At 34.3% G+C, this 18,643-nt stretch carries 20 protein-coding genes; 16 read left to right on the forward strand and 4 right to left on the reverse strand.

Translation table 11 applies throughout. The features are described 5' to 3' along the window. Together ACFWDE_RS23095 and ACFWDE_RS23100 are read left to right on the forward strand one after the other, a co-directional pair. The coding region (locus ACFWDE_RS23095) for a helix-turn-helix domain-containing protein (protein ID WP_377894947.1) at nucleotides 1-212 on the forward strand (212 nt) is incomplete at its 5' end. 112 nt (nucleotides 213-324) lie between these two features. Continuing rightward, nucleotides 325-1,434, forward strand: coding sequence for an alpha/beta hydrolase (locus tag ACFWDE_RS23100; protein ID WP_377894949.1), 1,110 nt, complete (start codon nucleotides 325-327; stop codon nucleotides 1,432-1,434). A 77-nt stretch (nucleotides 1,435-1,511) separates the two neighbouring features. Here ACFWDE_RS23100 and ACFWDE_RS23105 read toward each other — a convergent pair whose 3' ends face one another. Continuing rightward, nucleotides 1,512-2,969 carry a serine hydrolase gene (locus tag ACFWDE_RS23105; RefSeq protein ID WP_002148259.1) on the reverse strand — a complete coding sequence of 486 codons (1,458 nt, stop codon included), beginning with the start codon at nucleotides 2,967-2,969 and terminating at the stop codon, nucleotides 1,512-1,514. Nucleotides 2,970-3,167: 198 nt separating this feature from the next. Here ACFWDE_RS23105 and ACFWDE_RS23110 point away from each other — a divergent pair, with 198 nt between their 5' ends. The 5 genes from ACFWDE_RS23110 to ACFWDE_RS23130 all read left to right on the forward strand — a co-directional run bounded on the left by ACFWDE_RS23110 (nucleotide 3,168) and on the right by ACFWDE_RS23130 (nucleotide 8,479). Then, nucleotides 3,168-4,124 carry a thymidylate synthase gene (locus tag ACFWDE_RS23110; protein WP_002148258.1) on the forward strand — a complete coding sequence of 319 codons (957 nt, stop codon included), beginning with the start codon at nucleotides 3,168-3,170 and terminating at the stop codon, nucleotides 4,122-4,124. Between the two features lie 19 nt (nucleotides 4,125-4,143). Next, complete coding sequence (locus ACFWDE_RS23115; protein ID WP_002148257.1) at nucleotides 4,144-4,632, forward strand: dihydrofolate reductase; 489 nt, start codon at nucleotides 4,144-4,146, stop codon at nucleotides 4,630-4,632. Nucleotides 4,633-4,788: 156 nt separating this feature from the next. Beyond that, on the forward strand, nucleotides 4,789-6,774 hold the full coding sequence (gene pbpC, locus ACFWDE_RS23120; protein WP_377894952.1) for a penicillin-binding protein 3: 1,986 nt from the start codon (nucleotides 4,789-4,791) through the stop codon (nucleotides 6,772-6,774). A 238-nt stretch (nucleotides 6,775-7,012) separates the two neighbouring features. Beyond that, nucleotides 7,013-7,648 carry an FMN-dependent NADH-azoreductase gene (locus tag ACFWDE_RS23125; protein ID WP_377894954.1) on the forward strand — a complete coding sequence of 212 codons (636 nt, stop codon included), beginning with the start codon at nucleotides 7,013-7,015 and terminating at the stop codon, nucleotides 7,646-7,648. A 111-nt stretch (nucleotides 7,649-7,759) separates the two neighbouring features. Then, nucleotides 7,760-8,479 (forward strand): lysophospholipid acyltransferase family protein, encoded by a 720-nt coding sequence (locus tag ACFWDE_RS23130; RefSeq protein WP_377894955.1) that lies wholly within the window; start codon nucleotides 7,760-7,762, stop codon nucleotides 8,477-8,479. 36 nt (nucleotides 8,480-8,515) lie between these two features. Here the strand turns inward: ACFWDE_RS23130 and trhA are convergent, their stop codons facing one another. Further along, nucleotides 8,516-9,172, reverse strand: coding sequence for a PAQR family membrane homeostasis protein TrhA (gene trhA / locus ACFWDE_RS23135; protein WP_377894957.1), 657 nt, complete (start codon nucleotides 9,170-9,172; stop codon nucleotides 8,516-8,518). Nucleotides 9,173-9,385: 213 nt separating this feature from the next. Here trhA and ACFWDE_RS23140 point away from each other — a divergent pair, with 213 nt between their 5' ends. The 4 genes from ACFWDE_RS23140 to ACFWDE_RS23155 all read left to right on the forward strand — a co-directional run bounded on the left by ACFWDE_RS23140 (nucleotide 9,386) and on the right by ACFWDE_RS23155 (nucleotide 11,939). After that, nucleotides 9,386-9,565, forward strand: coding sequence for a twin-arginine translocase TatA/TatE family subunit (locus ACFWDE_RS23140; protein WP_002012719.1), 180 nt, complete (start codon nucleotides 9,386-9,388; stop codon nucleotides 9,563-9,565). Between the two features lie 53 nt (nucleotides 9,566-9,618). Beyond that, nucleotides 9,619-10,362, forward strand: coding sequence for a twin-arginine translocase subunit TatC (gene tatC / locus ACFWDE_RS23145; protein ID WP_033714706.1), 744 nt, complete (start codon nucleotides 9,619-9,621; stop codon nucleotides 10,360-10,362). A gap of 329 nt (nucleotides 10,363-10,691) precedes the next feature. Continuing rightward, nucleotides 10,692-10,943: a DUF2535 family protein gene (locus tag ACFWDE_RS23150; protein ID WP_002158010.1), complete on the forward strand. Its 252-nt coding sequence runs from the start codon at nucleotides 10,692-10,694 to the stop codon at nucleotides 10,941-10,943. A 153-nt stretch (nucleotides 10,944-11,096) separates the two neighbouring features. Beyond that, complete coding sequence (locus tag ACFWDE_RS23155; RefSeq protein WP_377894958.1) at nucleotides 11,097-11,939, forward strand: DegV family protein; 843 nt, start codon at nucleotides 11,097-11,099, stop codon at nucleotides 11,937-11,939. A 183-nt stretch (nucleotides 11,940-12,122) separates the two neighbouring features. Here the strand turns inward: ACFWDE_RS23155 and ACFWDE_RS23160 are convergent, their stop codons facing one another. Continuing rightward, nucleotides 12,123-13,097, reverse strand: coding sequence for an MBL fold metallo-hydrolase (locus ACFWDE_RS23160; RefSeq protein ID WP_377894959.1), 975 nt, complete (start codon nucleotides 13,095-13,097; stop codon nucleotides 12,123-12,125). A gap of 335 nt (nucleotides 13,098-13,432) precedes the next feature. Between ACFWDE_RS23160 and ACFWDE_RS23165 the strand changes: the two genes are divergently transcribed. Continuing rightward, entirely contained in the window at nucleotides 13,433-14,020 is a 588-nt protein-coding gene (locus ACFWDE_RS23165; protein WP_377894961.1) for an SCO family protein, read from the forward strand. Between the two features lie 34 nt (nucleotides 14,021-14,054). Here ACFWDE_RS23165 and ACFWDE_RS23170 read toward each other — a convergent pair whose 3' ends face one another. Continuing rightward, a complete protein-coding gene (locus ACFWDE_RS23170; RefSeq protein WP_377894963.1) occupies nucleotides 14,055-14,519 on the reverse strand; it encodes an Hsp20/alpha crystallin family protein in 465 nt (154 codons plus the stop codon). A 216-nt stretch (nucleotides 14,520-14,735) separates the two neighbouring features. Between ACFWDE_RS23170 and asnB the strand changes: the two genes are divergently transcribed. The 4 genes from asnB to ACFWDE_RS23190 all read left to right on the forward strand — a co-directional run bounded on the left by asnB (nucleotide 14,736) and on the right by ACFWDE_RS23190 (nucleotide 18,561). After that, on the forward strand, nucleotides 14,736-16,637 hold the full coding sequence (gene asnB, locus ACFWDE_RS23175; protein WP_002148240.1) for an asparagine synthase (glutamine-hydrolyzing): 1,902 nt from the start codon (nucleotides 14,736-14,738) through the stop codon (nucleotides 16,635-16,637). A 91-nt stretch (nucleotides 16,638-16,728) separates the two neighbouring features. Continuing rightward, nucleotides 16,729-17,088, forward strand: a complete 360-nt coding sequence (locus tag ACFWDE_RS23180) for a GNAT family N-acetyltransferase (RefSeq protein ID WP_377894965.1) — start codon at nucleotides 16,729-16,731, stop codon at nucleotides 17,086-17,088. 45 nt (nucleotides 17,089-17,133) lie between these two features. Continuing rightward, nucleotides 17,134-17,469 carry a hypothetical protein gene (locus tag ACFWDE_RS23185; protein WP_377894966.1) on the forward strand — a complete coding sequence of 112 codons (336 nt, stop codon included), beginning with the start codon at nucleotides 17,134-17,136 and terminating at the stop codon, nucleotides 17,467-17,469. A 105-nt stretch (nucleotides 17,470-17,574) separates the two neighbouring features. Further along, the gene (locus tag ACFWDE_RS23190; protein ID WP_377894967.1) at nucleotides 17,575-18,561 is read left to right on the forward strand and encodes an N-acetylmuramoyl-L-alanine amidase; all 987 of its coding nucleotides are present in this window, start codon (nucleotides 17,575-17,577) and stop codon (nucleotides 18,559-18,561) included. Nucleotides 18,562-18,643 lie beyond the last annotated feature (82 nt).

Genomic DNA, 18,643 nt, shown 5'->3' on the forward strand with positions numbered 1-18,643 from the left:
CTTTTTTAACGAGATACAGGCTCTATAAAGCTTATGAAGATATTATTAAAAGTACAAATTCTATACAGGATATAGCAGTAAAACACGGATTTCCCAATGTAAAATCGTTTATTTCACAGTTTAAAGACAAATATGGATACACACCATTACAGTATAGGAAGAAAATCATATCAAAAAATGACAATAATCGAATCAAATATGAACAACAATAAAAATACGTTCCATGGTACATTTTGTACATGGAACGTATTTTTATTTAGTAAACGGGAAGTTATATAATCTCGAATGATGAAAGCGCTTGAATTTAGAGGGGAGAAATATTAGATGACTAGAAAATATGACTTAGACTTATTAGAAGAAATTCAAGAAAAACAAGAAACCATCAATGTGCAGGGGGCAAAAGTCTTAGTAAAAAACATACCAGATTGTGATGAAAAAGGTGCGATGGATCCACGTCTTTATAAGGACATGAAGGTTCAAATGAATGTAATGAGGTTTATGCCTAAAAATATGATGAAAATGGATGCTTCTGAAAAATCAGTAAAGAGTATGAGGAAGCAATTTAATACGATTAAAAGTGTTCCCATTGTCACTAAAGACATTAATATTATGCATAAAACTGTGAAAGCAGAAGATGGATTTGATATTCCAATCAGAATTTATAATAGTAGTTCTAAACGAGAGAATGCACCAATTCTATACTTCATTCATGGTGGCGGATTCATGGCGGGATCACCAGATGTGGTTGAAGAACTTGTGAAATTAATTGTAGAGAAAACAGAAATACTAGCCGTTTCTGTAGATTATCGATTAGCTCCAGAAAATCCTTTTCCAACTGGGCATACAGACTGTTACACAACTTTAAAGTGGATTTATGAGAATGCTGGTACATTAGGCGGTGATAAAAATAATATTTTTGTGGCAGGTGATAGTGCAGGAGGGAACTTAACACAGTATTGTACAACTAGAGATTTGGAAGATGGTAGGAAGTATGTGAAGGGACAGTTGCTACTGTATCCTACAATTAATATGTGTGATTATGAAGATGAATTTTATTCTTGGAGTATAGATAAATATGAAATTGCTCCAAAGTATAAAAAAGGATTAGAAAAAATGCTTACTATTATGCATTCAATGGTTGGAGGTATGTCAGAAGTACTTGGTACGAAAGAAATTAATTCTAAGTATTTAAGTCCATATATTGATGTATCCTCAGACTATCCAAGTACATTTATTACGGTAGGAGAGCATGATTTTTTAATGATTGAATGTTTAGCGTATGCAGCTAAATTGACTAAAAAAGGAGTGGATACTGAAACAGTTCTTTATCGTGGTTTAGGGCACGCTTATGGAGATAATGTAGGTGTCTACCCTCAAAGTGAAGATTTAGCAATTGAGATGGGGAATTTTATATTAAAACATAGTGGGAGGTAGGGAGAATATCAATTTTTGATGGGATTTTTAATTGTGAAAAAATAGAGGGAAGCGAAAGCTTCCCTCTATGAAATTAACTATTCAATTTTAGTAAATGTAAGCGGCTGAGTACTTAGCATAGCGGGCACATGTAACTGAAGTGATGGGAATTCACCATTCACATTCATTTCATATGCAAATAATAGATTCATTTTTGCTTGGAACAAGTCAACTGGTGCGGAGAAAATGTCGTAATGATGATGCTGTAATTGAATCTCCATCTCCATAAATTGTACGTGTAATGAATCATCCCGTTTATATACTTGTAATGCTCCATAAGCAGGATGCTCAAAAGTACCAGTGTAGTCCTCTGATTTGTGAGAAGGTGCAGTCCCTTTAATTTGTTCAGGAAGGGATTCAGTTGCTTCTTTCATCATTTCCTTCATTTTTTTAGTATCTTCTACAGCACGTTTATGCCAATCGATGCCTTCTAATTCAAGTAGATCGTCATAAATTTGGTTAGCAAGATAAGTAGGGAGTAATGTGCCTCCAGCATTCGTTAAAATGACAAGGCCTACATTTTCTTTTGGCATGAATGAAACAAGTGCCGAAAATCCATCAATATTACCGCCATGATGAATCACTTTATTACCACGATAAGCGCTAATAAACCAACCAAGGCCGTAACTATTTAATGGAGATTCAGGGAGTGATAGAACTGGTTGATCTGGAATGGAATTGTGTGGTGTATACATTTGTTGTAATAATTCAGAGGAGATTAATTCATGATCTCCAAACTTTCCTTCGTTTAAGTGAAGAAGTACCCAATTTGCCATATCTTCAATTGTAGAATTAATACACCCAGCAGCGCCAACTGTATCAATGTTACGGAATGGAACTTCTTTTATTTCACCGTCATTTTCAACGTAAGGTAAAGCGTGATTATCTGTATTTTGTGAGTCTGTAACAGAGAAGTTTGTTTGATCCATATTTAAAGGCTCTAAAATATGTTCTGTAACATATTGTTCCCATGTTTGATTCGTAATGTTTTCTACAATATAACTAATTGTCGCATACATTAAGTTGTTATAAAGAAATGCTGTGCGGAACGGAGCATCAAGTGATAAATGTTTTATTTTTTCTACTATATCTTTTCGAGTTAAAGAAGAGCTGTACCAAAGAGCATCATGACGACTTACCCCAGTACGATGAGAAGCTAAGTCTCGTCCTGTAACTTGTGAGCTAGCAAGTAGTTCAGATAAAGAGAAGTTAGGTATATAACTCTGGACAGGAGTATCCCAATTAAACTTTTTTTGCTGTGCTAATAAACTTAATGAAAGTGTGCCAAAAGCTTTCGTTGAGGAACCAATTGCGAACCGAGTACTCGGTGTAACAGCCTCTTTTGTCTCTATATTACGATAGCCGAAACCTTCCGAAATAATAACTTCACCGTCTTTGATAACAGCTACAGCAGCACCAGGAACATTTAAATCCTTCATCATTTTTTCAACCGTTGTTTGTAAAGAAGTCATAACAGGAGTTTCAATTTTAGACATACTTCTAACCTCCAAATATAAATTTTATCCTACCGCACTATACTTTCGGTAATAGAAAATGAAAACCTTTATAAATGTGGAAAGTTAATAATTTTGTAAGAATTACTGAAATAATTTTTATTTATCAAGATTATTAAATTCGCTGTTTTTCATGTTATGATAAATTGCATATAAGATTGAAAGAAGGTTTTTCTACATATGAAACATGCTGAATATGAATACTTAAATTTATGCCGCCATGTAATGGAGCACGGTACGAAGAAAGAAGATCGTACAGGGACAGGAACAGTATCTGTATTTGGATATCAAATGCGTTTTGATCTGAGTAAAGGATTTCCTTTATTAACGACAAAGAGAGTACCATTTCGCCTTGTAGCAAGTGAACTGCTTTGGTTTATGAAAGGTGATACAAATATTCGTTATTTATTGCAACATAATAATAATATTTGGAATGAATGGGCGTTTAAGAGCTGGGTAGAAAGCGATGAGTATACTGGCCCTGATATGACAGATTTCGGTCTTCGCTCACAACAAGATGAGGAATTTAAGCAGCAATACGATGAGCAAATGGAATTGTTTAAAAAGAACGTTTTAGAAGACGATGAATTTTCAACGAAATTTGGATATTTAGGAGACGTATACGGAAAACAATGGCGTGCTTGGAAAACGACAGCTGGTGAAACACTTGATCAGCTAAAAGATGTAATTGAAATGATTAAGAAAACGCCAGATTCACGTCGCTTAATTGTTTCTGCTTGGAATCCTGAAGATGTACCAAGTATGGCTTTACCGCCTTGTCATACGCTATTTCAATTTTATGTAGCGGACGGAAAACTTTCTTGTCAGCTATATCAAAGAAGTGGAGATATATTCCTTGGAATTCCATTTAACATTGCAAGTTACTCATTGCTAACACATTTAATTGCACATGAATGTGGTCTTGAAGTAGGAGAATTTGTTCATACAATTGGAGATGCACACATTTATACAAATCATTTTGAACAAGTAGAAAAGCAATTGGCACGTGAACCACGTCTATTCCCGAAACTTACATTAAATCCAGATGTAAAATCTGTGTTTGATTTTGAAATGGAAGATTTAACTATTGAAGGATATGATCCGCATCCAGCAATTAAAGCACCGGTTGCAGTGTAATTGTAGAGGAGATGACAAAATGATTGTTTCATTTATGGTCGCAATGGACGAGAATAGAGTAATTGGGAAAGATAATAACTTACCTTGGCGTTTACCGAGTGAATTACAATACGTGAAGAAAACGACGATGGGCCATCCGCTTATTATGGGAAGAAAAAACTATGAAGCGATTGGTAGACCGCTTCCAGGAAGACGTAATATTATCGTAACACGTAACGGTGATTACCATGTAGAAGGTTGTGAAGTTGCTCATACCGTAGAAGAAGTGTTTGAACTATGTAAAAATGAAGAGGAGATTTTTATTTTTGGCGGAGCGCAAATTTATGATCTCTTTTTACCTTACGTAGACAAGTTATATATAACAAAAATCCACCATGCATTTGAAGGTGATACATTCTTCCCAGAAATGGATATGACAAATTGGAAAGAAGTTTTTGTTGAAAAAGGTTTAACAGATGAAAAAAATCCGTATACGTACTACTACCATGTATATGAGAAGCAACAATAATAATAAAGATTGATGTGAAAATCCACATCAATCTTTTTATTTGTATCCATCAATATAAGTTTATAGATGATATTCGATAGTGCTATAATGAAATATAGCATGTAAAATATGCTAAAATTTTCAAAAGTATTCATGTAGAAAGAGGAGGAGAATCGATTGAGAAAGATATGGGGGATTCTATTTCTTTGCTTAACATTCATGTTAGTCGGATGCGGCAAAGAAGAAAAACCACAAGAAGCGTTTGATACATATGTAAAAGCATGGAATAAACAAAAATTTGCAGATATGTATGATCAATTATCAGAAAATGCAAAAAAAGATATTTCACAGAAAGAGTTTACTGAGAAATATGAAAAGATTTATTCTGGTATTGAAGTGAAAGACTTAAAGGTAGAAACAGGGGAAGTAAAAGAAGATAAAAAAGATGAAGGCCCTGTTCCTTTTAAAGTAAGCATGGATACAGTTGGTGGTAAAATCACTTTTGGCCATGAAGCAAAAATGGTGAAAGAAAAAGATGGGGATAAAGAGTCTTGGAAAATAGATTGGACTCCTGATTTCATTTTCCCTGGCATGACAAAAGATAGTAAAGTGCGTATGCAGACAACACAACCAAAACGTGGTGAAGTTTACGATCGTAATGGAAAAGGTCTTGCGACGAATGGTAAAGCTTCTGAAATCGGAATGATTCCTGAAAAGTTAGGGGATGCTGCTCCGCAAACGAAGGAAACGGTAGCGAAGTTGTTAAATATGTCTGTAGAAGAAATTGATCAAAAACTAGCTGCTAAATGGGTAAAACCAGGGTATCTCGTACCAATTGGAATTTTGCCTGAGGGAGCAACGCAAAATACCTACATTGATTTACCAGGTGTAGCAACAAAACCTGTAAATGTTCGTACATATCCGTTAGGGGAAGCAGCAGCTCATCTAACTGGTTATATCGGAAAGGTGAATGCTGAAGATTTAAAAACGCTACAAAAGAAAGGCTATCAAGCCGATGAGCCAGTTGGTAAAGCTGGTTTAGAGCAAGTATTGGAAGAACAGCTACGCGGGAAAAAAGGTGGCCGTGTCTTCATGGAAGATGCGCAAGGAAAAGAAATTAAAAATTTAGTGAAAACAGATGCTGTTGATGGAGAAAATGTAACTTTAACTATTGATAGTGCTACTCAAGAAAAAATTTATAATGAAATGAAAGGAGAGGCTGGATCAAGTGCTGCAATTAACCCGAAAAGCGGGGAAACGATTGCACTTGTAAGTAGTCCAGCATACGATCCTAATCTTATTGCGAGAGGGACATCAAAAGCTCAACGTGAAGCTTGGAATAATGACCCGAAAAAACCAATGACGAATCGATTTACACAATTATCGGTTCCAGGTTCTGTATTTAAGCCGATTACAGGTGCAATCGGTCTTGAAACGAAAACAATTGATCCAAAAGAAGAGTTGAAAATTGAAGGATTGAAATGGACAAAAGATTCTTCTTGGGGTAATTATTATGTAACACGTGTGAAAGATGCGAATCCGATTGATTTTGATAAGGCGATGAAATACTCGGATAATATTTATTTCGCGCAAGAAGCTATGAAAATCGGAAAAGACAAATTTATGAGTGAAGCAAAAAAATTCGGATTCGATGAGAAATTACCAATTGAATATGGATTCCCAGCTTCTAAAATCGCAAATGATGGTATTAAAAATGATATTCAAATGGCAGACACAGGTTATGGACAAGGACAAGTGTTAATGACTCCTCTTCATTTAGCTTTAACGTATGCGCCAATTGTAAATGATGGAACGATTCCCACGCCGTATATCATTAAAACAGATAAACAACCAAAAGCTTGGAAGGAAAATGTGATTTCTAAAGGAAATCAAGATATATTGAAAACGGCTTTAACAAAAGTAATTAATGATCCAGATGGTACAGGGAAAATTGCTAAAATTGATGGAATGACTCTTGCTGGAAAAACAGGTACAGCGGAATTAAAAGTATCTAAAGAGGCCGAAGGAAAAGAACTAGGCTGGTTCGCTGCATTTGATTTAAATTCACCAGATATGGTCATTACAATGATGATTGAAGATGTAAAAGGTAGAGGCGGAAGTAACATTCCAGCTGAAAAAGTGAAACATGTTTTTCAAAAGTAATAATTGATGAAAACTATCTCCATGAAATATGGAGGTAGTTTTTTTATTTTGGTTAAAATCTTAATATTTATATACAAAAACAAGAAGAAGCAATATAAATTATTAACTTACGAAAAAAAAGCAGCTATTTTTAATTGACATTAGTTGAAAGTTTTTATATCATACTTACATAAGGTAAGTTATTTACTTTCAAATTATAAATCTCAAATTAAAGATAAAATTAAAGGGAGAGAATACAATGACAAAAGTACTATTTATTACAGCAAACCCAAATTCAGCAGAAGGTTCTTTCGGAATGGCAGTAGGAGAAGCTTTCATCGAAGCTTATAAACACGAGCATCCACAAGACGAAGTTGTAACAGTTGATTTATTCAATACTACTGTACCAGCAATTGATGCAGATGTATTTGGTGCTTGGGGTAAATTTGCAGCAGGTGAAGGCTTTGAAACTTTAACAGAAGTTCAACAACAAAAAGTTGCAGCAATGAACACAAACTTAGAAACATTTATGCATGCAGATCGTTATGTATTCGTAACTCCAATGTGGAACTTCAGCTACCCAGCAGTAGTGAAAGCATACTTAGATAACTTATCAATCGCAGGTAAAACATTCAAATATACTGAAAATGGTCCAGTGGGCTTACTAGAAGGCAAAAAAGCACTTCATATTCAAGCTACAGGCGGCGTTTACTCTGAAGGAGCATACGCATCTATGGACTTCGGTCGCAATCACTTAAATGCAGTATTAGGATTCATGGGTGTATCAGACACTGAATATATTGCAGTTGAAGGAATGAATGCAAATCCTGAAAAAGCACAAGACATTAAAGAAGCAGCAATTGTAAATGCACGCGAATTAGCAAAACGTTTCTAATATAGAAAACTTCAAAATGTCCAAACACTTGTTGTTTGGACATTTTTTCTTCTTTTTCCTTCGTTTGTCTAGTATAATGAAGGTCGGAATGATAATAGGTGGGGGTTCTGTATGATTCAAACGTTTTTTAAAATCTTTTATTTAATTTTAATCGTAATTGCGATTACACCAAGGTTGTGGCGTATAAAAAGAAAAGTAAATACGATGTCACCGCAAGAAAAAGATAGTGTTGTGTATAAAACCACAAACTGGTTTGGTAAGAAAATGGTGGGTGTAACTGGATCGACTGTAGAAGTAAAGGGACTTGAAAATGTTCCGAAAGACAAGCCGGTACTAGTTGTAAGTAATCATCAAAGTAATATGGATATTCCTGTTTTACTAGGTTACTTAAATAAGCCAATTGGATTCGTTTCAAAAGCGGAAATTAAAAAGTTTCCGGTTGTACCAACGTGGATGGAACTAATGAATTGTGTGTTCATGGACCGCAGTGATCGCCGTCAATCTCTTAAGGCAATTAAAGATGGAATTGAACTGTTAAAGAACGGACATTCTATCGTAATTTTTCCAGAGGGAACGAGAAGTAAGGGTGGCGAAATCGGTGAGTTTAAAGCAGGGAGTTTTCACCTTGCAGTAAAATCTGGCGTATCTATATTACCAGTAACTTTAGATGGTACATATAGGATGTTTGAGGCTAATGGAAATCGTATGAAACCAGCTCATGCAACATTAACAATTTCTAAGCCAATTACACCTGAAGAATATGCAAGTATGGATGCTAAAGAGTTAACCCAGCATACAAAAGATATTATTGCATCTCAATTACATAAGTAATAAAAAAGTTTCAGCTTAAACAAGCTGAAACTTTTTTTATGCTGCGGGTAAGACATAAAACAGTACGCAGAAAAACATCATTGTACTACCGCCTAGTACGAAGAGATGCCAAATGGCATGATTGAACGGAAGCTTTTCCCAAAGGAAGAATATAGCTCCGACAGAATACAAAATGCCGCCTATTAATAGTAGTGAGAAGCCGTGACCGGTTAAATTTTCATAAAGGGGTTTAATGGCAACGATGATGAGCCAACCCATAATGATATAACATAATGTTGATGTTTTAATAAAGCGACGAACAAAGAAGATTTTGAAAATAATTCCACCAATCGCAAGGGTCCAAATAATTGCGAGTAAAGTCCAACCGAGCGGGCCACGCAGTGTAATGAGTAGAAATGGTGTATACGTGCCGGCAATTAATAAATATATGGCGGAGTGATCTAAAATGGTAAATAACTTTTCTACTTTTGGATGATGGATACTATGTAGCAGTGTAGAAAATAAGTATAGCAAGAACATGCTTACGCCATAAACGGTAAAGCCAACAACAGCAGATGCTGTACCATGTTTGGAAGCATGAATAATTAATATGATTAAGGCAGGGATGCTTAAAATGGCACCGATACCATGGGTAATTGCATTCACAATTTCTTCTTTTACAAATTGGGTCATTCTTGTAATTTTTTGCGTCATAATGTTAATCCCTTTCACTGTATTGAGATAAGTTATATTTTCCTTAACCATATCATATACAAAAGGAATAGAAAATGATATTTGTATAATTGATTTTATTTTTGAATTTTTTTGACAAAAGACAACGGATACATTGACGTTTACGGAATTTTTTGACAAAATGAACTTATGGAATAGTAGGACAAGGAATCTACTTATGAAGGGGATGGGGAAATGTTTTCAAATATTGGCTTTCCAGGGTTAATTTTAATTTTAGTAGCAGTGTTAATTTTATTCGGCCCAAAAAAGTTACCGGAAATTGGGAAAGCTTTAGGGGAAACGTTAAAAGAATTTAAAAAATCAACAAAAGAATTGACTGATGAGGCATTTCAAGAGAAGGAAAAAAATAAATAAAAGAATATGATGAAGTTTTTCTCGGAATGGATAAATAAAGTGTGGTGAACGAGATGGAAGATCGGGAAATGAGCGTAGTAGAACATATTGTTGAGCTTCGCAAACGAGTAATATATACAGTATTATCCTTTGTATTATTTTTAATTATTGGATTTACTTTTACGAAGGATATTTATTTTTGGCTTGTAAAAGATTTACCAATGAAATTAACTGTTCTCGGTCCAAGTGATGTGTTGTGGATTTTTTTCTTGATTGCTACAGTATTTGCTATCGTTTGTACAATTCCTTTTGCTGCGATACAAATTTGGTTATTTGTAAAACCAGGTTTACATCCCAATGAACAAAAAATGACATTAATGTATATACCGGTATTGTCTATATTATTTATAGCAGGCCTATCTTTCGGTTATTTTATCGTCATGCCATTTTTATTTCATTTCCTAACTACAATTGGTAATGAGATGTTTAATACAATGTTTACAACGGAAAAATATTTTCATTTCGTATTAAATTTAACAGTTCCGTTTGCTGTTATATTTGAATTACCTGTAGTTGTTATGTTTTTAACGAGTATAGGTCTTCTAACGGCAGAATTTCTTCAAAAAATAAGAAGATATGCTTATGTCGTGTTGATTATAATTGCATCGTGTATATCGCCGCCAGATTTTTTATCACATAGTTTAGTAGCGGTACCGCTTATTTGCATTTATGAAATTAGTATCGCTTTATCAAAGATAGTTAGTAAACGAAAACAGAAAAGAGAAGAAGAAACACAGTCGAAAAGTGCCTCGTTATAAAGGCACTTTTTAATTTATTTGTTATACTCTAGCTATAATTGTATACAATATATAGAAGGAAAAAATTATAGAATCTCCAAAATTTAGACAAACTTTTCATTTTTATAAGGTTATACTGAAGTTATCAAGCTATATATGGGTAATAAGACTCCCGTCTCAAAGTATATATAGGACAGGGTTCGAATTAGGTGGATATAAATGAAGTATTAGCTTCTAAACGGGGGCGGCTTAAGGATATTTTAGTATTCATAGGAAACCTACACTAAAAAACGTGTTAAAGAATAAAGTGGAGGAAGTTCAAAAATCCAACGAAAAAGAGGATTGATATTGTGATTACGAAAAGTTTTTATTTCACTCATGCAACAGGGAATTGTATTAAAATATTTGAAATCCCTGTCCTACAAACACAGCATCCATTAGCGTTTCTAATTCAGTCTCGTCTTCAATTGTTTATTGCAAAGATTCAAAAACATAAAAACCCAAGAGTCTCGTACTCTTTCCGTGAATATTTACAAAGTTGTTTGAAGTGGAATGATTATTCAAATGTATATAAAACAAATACTCTTGAAAAGAATGCATAATATACAGCAGGGACAGAGTTAGGTAGGCTCTGTCTTTTTTATTTTAGGTATAAAAATATAATTAATTTGGTGAAATTTATTCGAAATTGTTGAAAGCATCAGGAATGCTAGTATAATAACAGGGAGAGCGTATTGGAAAGGGAAGAATATGATATGCAAAAAATTAAAATTGTAACAGATTCAACGGCAGATTTAACTCAAGAAGTGATTGAGAAGTATGATATTCATGTTTTACCATTATCTATTTCTGTAAATGGACAAACATACTTAGATCGCGTTGATTTACAACCAGATGAATTTATTGAAGAAATGGCGAAATCAGAAGAATTACCAAAAACATCACAACCAGCTATGGGTACATTTGTAGAAATGTATGAAAAGTTAGGGGAAGATGGAAGTGAAGTGCTTTCCATTCATATGACAGGTGGAATGAGTGGCACAGTTGCAACAGCAAATAGTGCTGCATCAATGACAGATACGAAAGTAACAGTTGTTGACTCTCAATTCATTAGCCATGCATTAGCATATCAAGTAATTGAGGCTGCTAAAATGGCAAGAGAAGGAAGCTCATTAGAAGCTATTTTAAAACGTATTGATGAAGTGAGAAAAAATACTCGTTTATACGTAATCGTAGATACATTAGAAAACTTAGTAAAAGGTGGGCGCATTGGTAAAGGTAAAGCACTTATTGGTTCTTTACTTAATATTAAACCAATCGCAAGTTTAGAAGGCGGCGTATATAATCCGGTAACGAAAGTACGTAGCCAAGGGCAAATTGTAAAAACATTGGCTAAAATATTCGATGAGGATACTGCTGGAAAAGTGGTGAAAGCTGTTGCGATTCCACATGCTAAAGCAATTCCTTTAGCAGAAAGTGTAAAAGCTGCTGTTGAAAAAGTGAATGGATTCACTCAATCAGAGATTTTCTATACAACACCAGTTATCAGTACTCATACAGGACCAGGAGCAATTGGTTTTATGTATTTAGCAGAGTAATAAAGAAGCTACTTGAAATGAATTTTCAAGTAGCTTTTTTATGTGTATATGAAGTAAGAAATGAGAAGGGCAATACAGGCGCTTCCGCTAATGATATAGCGAGTCTGTAAATAATCTTTCATGGAAAACACCCTTTTCGATTTTTTAAAGTATATGATAAATTACTCGGAAAAATTAGTTCTATTATACATGAGAAGTTTCTGTGATTTTTACTGGTTCTTTATCTGGGACAATAGGGCTATAAGTGAAAGTTTGACCTAAAAAGAGAACATGTAGTTGTTCCCACGGTAGCATTCGTAAATTCCAGTTATTTCGTAGTCGTGTTACTGCTTCCCTTGGTGCTTCATCTGCTAAAGCAAAAGTACCGTAGTGCATGGGAATGAAATGTGTAGCTTTTATATCTAGATAAGCTTGCACAGCTTCTTCTGGTGAAACGTGAGACACTTTCATAAACCATTCTGGTTCATAGGCACCAATTGGCATAAGTGCAATATCGATTGAAAAACGTTTGCCAATCTCTTTAAATCCTTGGAAATAACCACTATCACCACAAAAATAAATGGTTTCTGAAGAAGTCATATTATCAATGATCCATCCTCCCCAGTGAGAGGTGTTCATATCAAATAATGTTCTTCTCGTCCAGTGCTGGGCAGGTACGAAGTGAAAAGAGACTTCATCAATTATTGTACTTTCCCACCAGTTGTATTCTTCTACATTGGTGAATTTTTTACGAGTAAACAATTTTTTTAGCCCAATAGGAACAAGGTATAAGGCATCATCATTTAGTTGACGAAGAGATGAAAAGTCTAAATGATCATAATGACCGTGTGAAATAAGAACAATATCGATTTTAGGTAGTTCTTTTATAGTGAGCCCGGGCTCAGTAAGTCGTGGAACTAACTTTAATTTATTAGCCCATACTGGATCTGTTAAAATATTTAAGCCGTTCGTTTGAATGAGAAAAGTTGAATGACCAATCCATGTGACAGTCGTTTTTTTAAAGTTATTTATCAGAAATTTACTTTGTTTAACAGGTGATTGTTCTACTAAAAAAGAAAAGTCTTTTTTGTTTTGCTTTCTCTCTTTACGCCAGCGTAAGAAGGAGCGAATTGATTTTTTTGTACTTACATTATCCATATTTTCATAGCGCTTTGCCATGAACATCACCTCATTTAAAATCGTTGTAGTTGTATTGTACCGAAATGTTGTTAAGGAATACAGTGTTTAACATGGATTAATGTTTAAGTAATTGTAAAAAAATAGGGGGAGGTATTTACAAATTTAACAATGAACTTCGTTTCGCAAATAATGTTTAGAAAAATAATAGTAGTAAAATATATTTTGTCTAGTAATTAGCTTAAAATAAAGAAGTAACATACGTAAATTCGTACGATTTCGTGAACAAATGAAGTAAACAATTTTCTCATAGTATTTACTTTTGTTATGATGTACATAACTTACATAAATTAAGGAAAGAGAAAAGAGGTTTAATAATGAAGCATTATCAAAAGTTAATTGGTCTTATGGTTATATTTTGTCTCTTTGTACTTGCAGGTTGTAGCAGTTCCGGGTCAAAATTACGTAAACCGTTAAACTGGGATTTAGAAACTTTCCAATTTACAAATCAAGAAGGAAAGCCGTTTGGTACAAAAGATTTAAAAGGGAAAGTTTGGGTAGCTGATTTCATGTTTACAAACTGTCAAACGGTTTGTCCGCCAATGACTGCTAATATGGCAAAATTACAGAAGATGGCAAAGGAAGAGAAGTTAGACGTTGAGTTTGTATCGTTTAGTGTAGATCCAGACCTTGATAAGCCAGAAAATCTGAAAGCTTTCATTCAAAAGTTTACAGAAGATACTAGTAATTGGAATTTATTGACGGGTTATTCGTTAGAAGATATTACAAAGTTTTCAAAAGAAAATTTCCAATCGCTTGTAGATAAACCTGAGAATGGTCAAGTTATTCATGGAACATCATTTTTCTTAATTGATCAAAATGGGAAAGTAATGAAAAAATATAGTGGCATTAGTAATACGCCATACGAAGATATAATACGTGATATGAAGCGGTTAGTGGATTAAAGAAGAAGGGTGCATGGCACCCTTCTTTTTTTCATTAGTCTATAGATAAAATGTCATGTTGCTGCGGAAGTTTCGGTGCACGAATTTCTAACACACCATTTTGATAGGAAGCTTTCGCTGCTTTTTTATTAATGGAATATGGTAACTTAATCATTCTTGCTGCTTCTGAAATGGAACGTTCTCGGCGATAATAGTTATGAGATGTTTGTTCTTCTGTCTCTTCAAGGATATCTTCTTTTACAGAGACTTTTAAGTATTCGGTTTGTATTTCAATTTGAATTTGTTCTTTTTGTATACCCGGTAGTTCAGCTGTAACAACGAGTTCTTCACCAACTTCATATAAATCTACAGGAAATGTTAATAAACGATTTCCTTTTTGGAAAAAATGATTCAAATCAGCGATTACATTGCGAAGTGGTGTTTGCTCAAAAAAATCATCAATTTGCTTTAAATAATTGCGAACCGGTGGGCGAGAAGTATCTTTTTTTTCTTCACTCATGGTATTCCCTCCTAGAAATCAATTTGCAATATCATATGACAAAAGCGGAGAAAGGTGATTGCCTAATTTTCATGTTTTCATAAAAAATTGTTAAAAATGTGAAATGGAGTGATTTTTTTATAGTTTTTGGTCGCCATATTCAGCTGATTATGCTAGTATAAATAGGGTTGATATATAGTATAGAAACAGAATGAAAACCGAAAGAGGGTAAGAAGTATGTGTGGTTTTGTAGGATGTTTATGTGAAAACCCTAGAGGATTTTCAGAAACAGAAAAACATCAATTTGAAAATATGAACACGATGATTTTCCACCGCGGTCCAGATGACGAAGGATATTTTCGTGATGAACATGTACAATTTGGCTTCCGCCGTTTAAGTATCATTGACTTAGAGGCAGGACATCAGCCGCTAACTTATGAAAATGATCGATATGTAATTATTTTTAATGGTGAAATTTACAATTATGTAGAACTACGTGAAATGTTACTTGAAAAAGGTGCAACTTTTGCTACACAATCTGATACAGAAGTTATTATTGCATTGTATGCACATATGAAAGAAAAATGTGTAGACTACCTTCGTGGTATGTTCGCATTTATGATTTGGGATCGTGAAGAAAAGAAACTTTTCGGTGCACGTGACCACTTCGGTATTAAACCTTTATACATCGCACAACAAGGTGATACTACATTCTTCGCATCTGAGAAGAAAAGTATTATGCATGTAATGGAAGACAAAGGGGTAAACCCAAAGTCACTACAACACTACTTTACGTACCAATATGGTCCAGAGCCAGAAACATTAACAATTGATGTTAACAAAATTGAGCCTGGTCATTACTTCGTAAAAGAAATCGGTAAAGAGATGGAAATCCATCGCTATTGGAATCCTTATTTCAACGCTTCAAGCGCAACGAAAGAGGAGCATATCCAAGCAATTCGTGATGTATTATACGATTCTGTAAAAGTACATATGCGTAGTGATGTACCAGTAGGTTCTTTCTTATCTGGTGGTATCGATTCATCTATTATTGCTTCTATCGCAAGAGAAATGAATCCAAATCTATTAACATTCTCTATTGGTTTCGAACAACGCGGTTTCAGTGAAGTTGATGTTGCGAAAGAAACTGCTGAGAAATTAGGAGTTAAAAACCATAACGTATTCATTACAGCGCAAGAATTTATGGATGAGTTCCCAAAAATCATTTGGCATATGGATGATCCTTTAGCGGATCCAGCAGCTGTACCATTGTATTTCGTTGCGAAAGAAGCGCGTAAACATGTAACGGTTGTTCTTTCTGGTGAAGGTGCAGACGAGCTATTTGGTGGATATAACATTTATCGTGAGCCAAACTCTTTAAAAATGTTCTCTTACATTCCTAGCCCAGGAAAGAGTGTTCTAAAGGCATTAAGTGGCGCTCTTAAAGAAGGGTTTAAAGGAAAAAGCTTCTTAGAGCGTGGATGTACGCCAATCGAAGAGCGTTACTATGGAAATGCGAAAATCTTCCGTGAAGAAGAGAAAGCTGAATTAATGAAGTATTACGATGAAAGTGTTAACTATATGGATATCACGAAACCATTGTATAACGAAATTAAAGATTATGATGATGTAAGTAAAATGCAGTACATTGATATGTTCACATGGTTACGCGGCGATATTTTATTAAAAGCTGATAAAATGACGATGGCAAATTCATTAGAACTTCGTGTACCGTTCTTAGATAAAGAAGTATTTGACGTTGCATCTAAAATTCCGACAGAATTTAAAATTGCAAATGGAACAACGAAAGCTATATTACGTGAAGCAGCTCGTGGAATTGTTCCGGACCACGTGTTAGATCGTAAAAAGCTTGGATTCCCAGTACCAATTCGTCACTGGTTAAAAGATGAAATGCACGATTGGGCTGTAAATATTATTAAAGAAAGCAAAACTGAGCATTTAATCGAAAAACAGTATGTATTAAACTTACTGGAAGCACATTGTGCAGATAAAGGCGATTATAGCCGTAAAATTTGGACTGTACTTGCGTTTATGGTATGGCATCAAATTTATGTTGAGCATAAATACGATACGAATAAGTTCCACGAAGAAACAAAGCGTGCGTATAGCTTAGTTTAATAAAAAACCTTAAGGTCGCATTCGATCTTAAGGTTTTTTTCATAAATTGCATTTATTATTGATACAATAATAGTAAAAGGATGGACAACATATGATTACGTTTGAGAAAGTAAATACAGAAAATGAAAGCGCTGTAAAAGAAATGTTTCACTCACACAGCTTAGATGAGAAAAAGGTTCAGTATTGTGTAAAGGTTGATGATACATATATTGGTGTAATAGATTATAGCGTTCAAGAAGAGAGTGCTATTTTGTCACAGTTAATTATTCATTTTGATTATCAAGGTTATGGATACGGGACAAATACGTATTTTACATTTGAAGAAATGATGAAACAGAGAAATGTGAAAGAAATAAAAGTATTGCAAGAGATGTTTACTGAACAAGCTAAATCTTTCATAGAGAGATCTGGTTTTATTGAGGAAAATGGAATATATGTAAAGAAAATATAGTGAATATTGATTGCTTGATGAAATGAATATGGGGTAGGTGAACGTATGACAATGACTGCTGGTCTTGCATTAGTTGGAAGTTGCTTTATTGTAGCAGAGTTATGCCAGATTTTCATTCGAAAAAAAATGTATAAGAAGAGAAGGCCATATGAATTACAATATATACCTGTGTTTGTAATTTTGTTTTGCATGTTATTTGTATTACAAAACGCATCTCATTTCCCGCCTCTTTTGAACATCTTTTTGAAGTTTGGTTTGCTATATAGCGGTGTTGGAATATTTCTTTTGTGTCTTTTATTTTGCGTACGTTACATCCACTATCAATCATACATATTCATTTTAAATTGGTTAAAAAAAAGTGATAGAACCCCCCTTACATAAGGGGGGGTTTTATTTGTACTTGTAACGGAACTTGTACAATTAACATAAAATAGGACGAGTAGAAATGAAAGCTTATTACAATAAAGAAAGGAACGAAAAAGATATATGAAACTTGTTATAGACGCAGGGCATGGTGGATATGATTCTGGTGCTGTTGGTAATGGGTTAGTGGAAAAAGAGTTAACACTTCAAATTGCTAGACGTGTGCGAGATATTTTATCTGCAAATTATCCAATCAATATTAAAATGACACGTGATAGTGATGTGTTTATCTCTTTATCAGAACGTGCTAATATTGCTAATTCATTTGGTGCAGATTATTTTATCTCATTTCACATTAATAGTGGCGGTGGCACTGGATTTGAAAGTTATATTTACAACGCGCTATCTAATAGTAGTTCCGCATATGAAAAGCAACAAAAGATGCATGCAGCAGTCAATCCTGTATTAACAAAATACGGCCTTCGTGATCGAGGAGCAAAAAAGGCAAATTATGCGGTACTAAGGGAGACTGCAATGGATGCAATTTTAACAGAGACTGCCTTTATTGATACAACGTTTGATGCTAATTTATTGAAAAATCCACAATTTATTGAAGATTTAAGCCAAGCATATGCAAACGGAATAGCAGCTATTTTTGGAGTAGCTCCAAATCCGCAGCCTCCAAACCCAGAGCCAACTCCACAAACGAAGGGGATTGCCTATATACTTGGGAAAAATGTGAATTTAAGAAGTGGCCCATCAACGTCTTCTTCAGTTATTCGTCAGCTAAACTCCCCAGAATCGTATGTCGTATATCAGGAAAGTAACGGATGGTTAGACTTAGGAAATGGACAATGGGTGTATAATGACCCTTCGTATATTAATTTTGTAAAGACGAGCAATAGTGATGGAAGCGCAATTGGTGTCGCATATATTCAAGGAACGAATGTGAATTTAAGAAGTGGTCCATCAACATCTTCTTCAGTTATTCGTAAATTAAATAAACCAGAATCTTATTTAGTATTTATTAATCAAAACAGTTGGTTGAACCTTGGTGGAAATCAGTGGGTGTATAATGATTCATCATATATTAAATATAATCAATATTGAAAAATATTTTTTGAAATAAATGAATGATTGAGTGCATCACTTTAAATAGGTGATGTACTTTTTTGTTTAGTTAAATGCAGAA

It is taken from the genome of Bacillus sp. NPDC060175 (assembly GCF_042728695.1).
GTDB lineage: Bacteria > Bacillota > Bacilli > Bacillales > Bacillaceae_G > Bacillus_A.

What these genes read in the sequence shown, in the direction of transcription:
- asnB (WP_002148240.1), top strand. Translation starts at nt 14,736, where the DNA reads ATGTGTGGTTTTGTAGGATGTTTATGTGAAAACCCTAGAGGATTTTCA.
- ACFWDE_RS23155 (WP_377894958.1), top strand. Translation starts at nt 11,097, where the DNA reads ATGCAAAAAATTAAAATTGTAACAGATTCAACGGCAGATTTAACTCAA.
- ACFWDE_RS23105 (WP_002148259.1), bottom strand. Translation starts at nt 2,969, where the DNA reads ATGTCTAAAATTGAAACTCCTGTTATGACTTCTTTACAAACAACGGTT.
- ACFWDE_RS23180 (WP_377894965.1), top strand. Translation starts at nt 16,729, where the DNA reads ATGATTACGTTTGAGAAAGTAAATACAGAAAATGAAAGCGCTGTAAAA.
- ACFWDE_RS23140 (WP_002012719.1), top strand. Translation starts at nt 9,386, where the DNA reads ATGTTTTCAAATATTGGCTTTCCAGGGTTAATTTTAATTTTAGTAGCA.
- ACFWDE_RS23115 (WP_002148257.1), top strand. Translation starts at nt 4,144, where the DNA reads ATGATTGTTTCATTTATGGTCGCAATGGACGAGAATAGAGTAATTGGG.
- ACFWDE_RS23125 (WP_377894954.1), top strand. Translation starts at nt 7,013, where the DNA reads ATGACAAAAGTACTATTTATTACAGCAAACCCAAATTCAGCAGAAGGT.
- ACFWDE_RS23110 (WP_002148258.1), top strand. Translation starts at nt 3,168, where the DNA reads ATGAAACATGCTGAATATGAATACTTAAATTTATGCCGCCATGTAATG.
- tatC (WP_033714706.1), top strand. Translation starts at nt 9,619, where the DNA reads ATGGAAGATCGGGAAATGAGCGTAGTAGAACATATTGTTGAGCTTCGC.
- trhA (WP_377894957.1), bottom strand. Translation starts at nt 9,172, where the DNA reads ATGACGCAAAAAATTACAAGAATGACCCAATTTGTAAAAGAAGAAATT.
- ACFWDE_RS23160 (WP_377894959.1), bottom strand. Translation starts at nt 13,097, where the DNA reads ATGGCAAAGCGCTATGAAAATATGGATAATGTAAGTACAAAAAAATCA.
- ACFWDE_RS23130 (WP_377894955.1), top strand. Translation starts at nt 7,760, where the DNA reads ATGATTCAAACGTTTTTTAAAATCTTTTATTTAATTTTAATCGTAATT.
- ACFWDE_RS23185 (WP_377894966.1), top strand. Translation starts at nt 17,134, where the DNA reads ATGACAATGACTGCTGGTCTTGCATTAGTTGGAAGTTGCTTTATTGTA.
- ACFWDE_RS23100 (WP_377894949.1), top strand. Translation starts at nt 325, where the DNA reads ATGACTAGAAAATATGACTTAGACTTATTAGAAGAAATTCAAGAAAAA.
- ACFWDE_RS23190 (WP_377894967.1), top strand. Translation starts at nt 17,575, where the DNA reads ATGAAACTTGTTATAGACGCAGGGCATGGTGGATATGATTCTGGTGCT.
- ACFWDE_RS23165 (WP_377894961.1), top strand. Translation starts at nt 13,433, where the DNA reads ATGAAGCATTATCAAAAGTTAATTGGTCTTATGGTTATATTTTGTCTC.
- ACFWDE_RS23170 (WP_377894963.1), bottom strand. Translation starts at nt 14,519, where the DNA reads ATGAGTGAAGAAAAAAAAGATACTTCTCGCCCACCGGTTCGCAATTAT.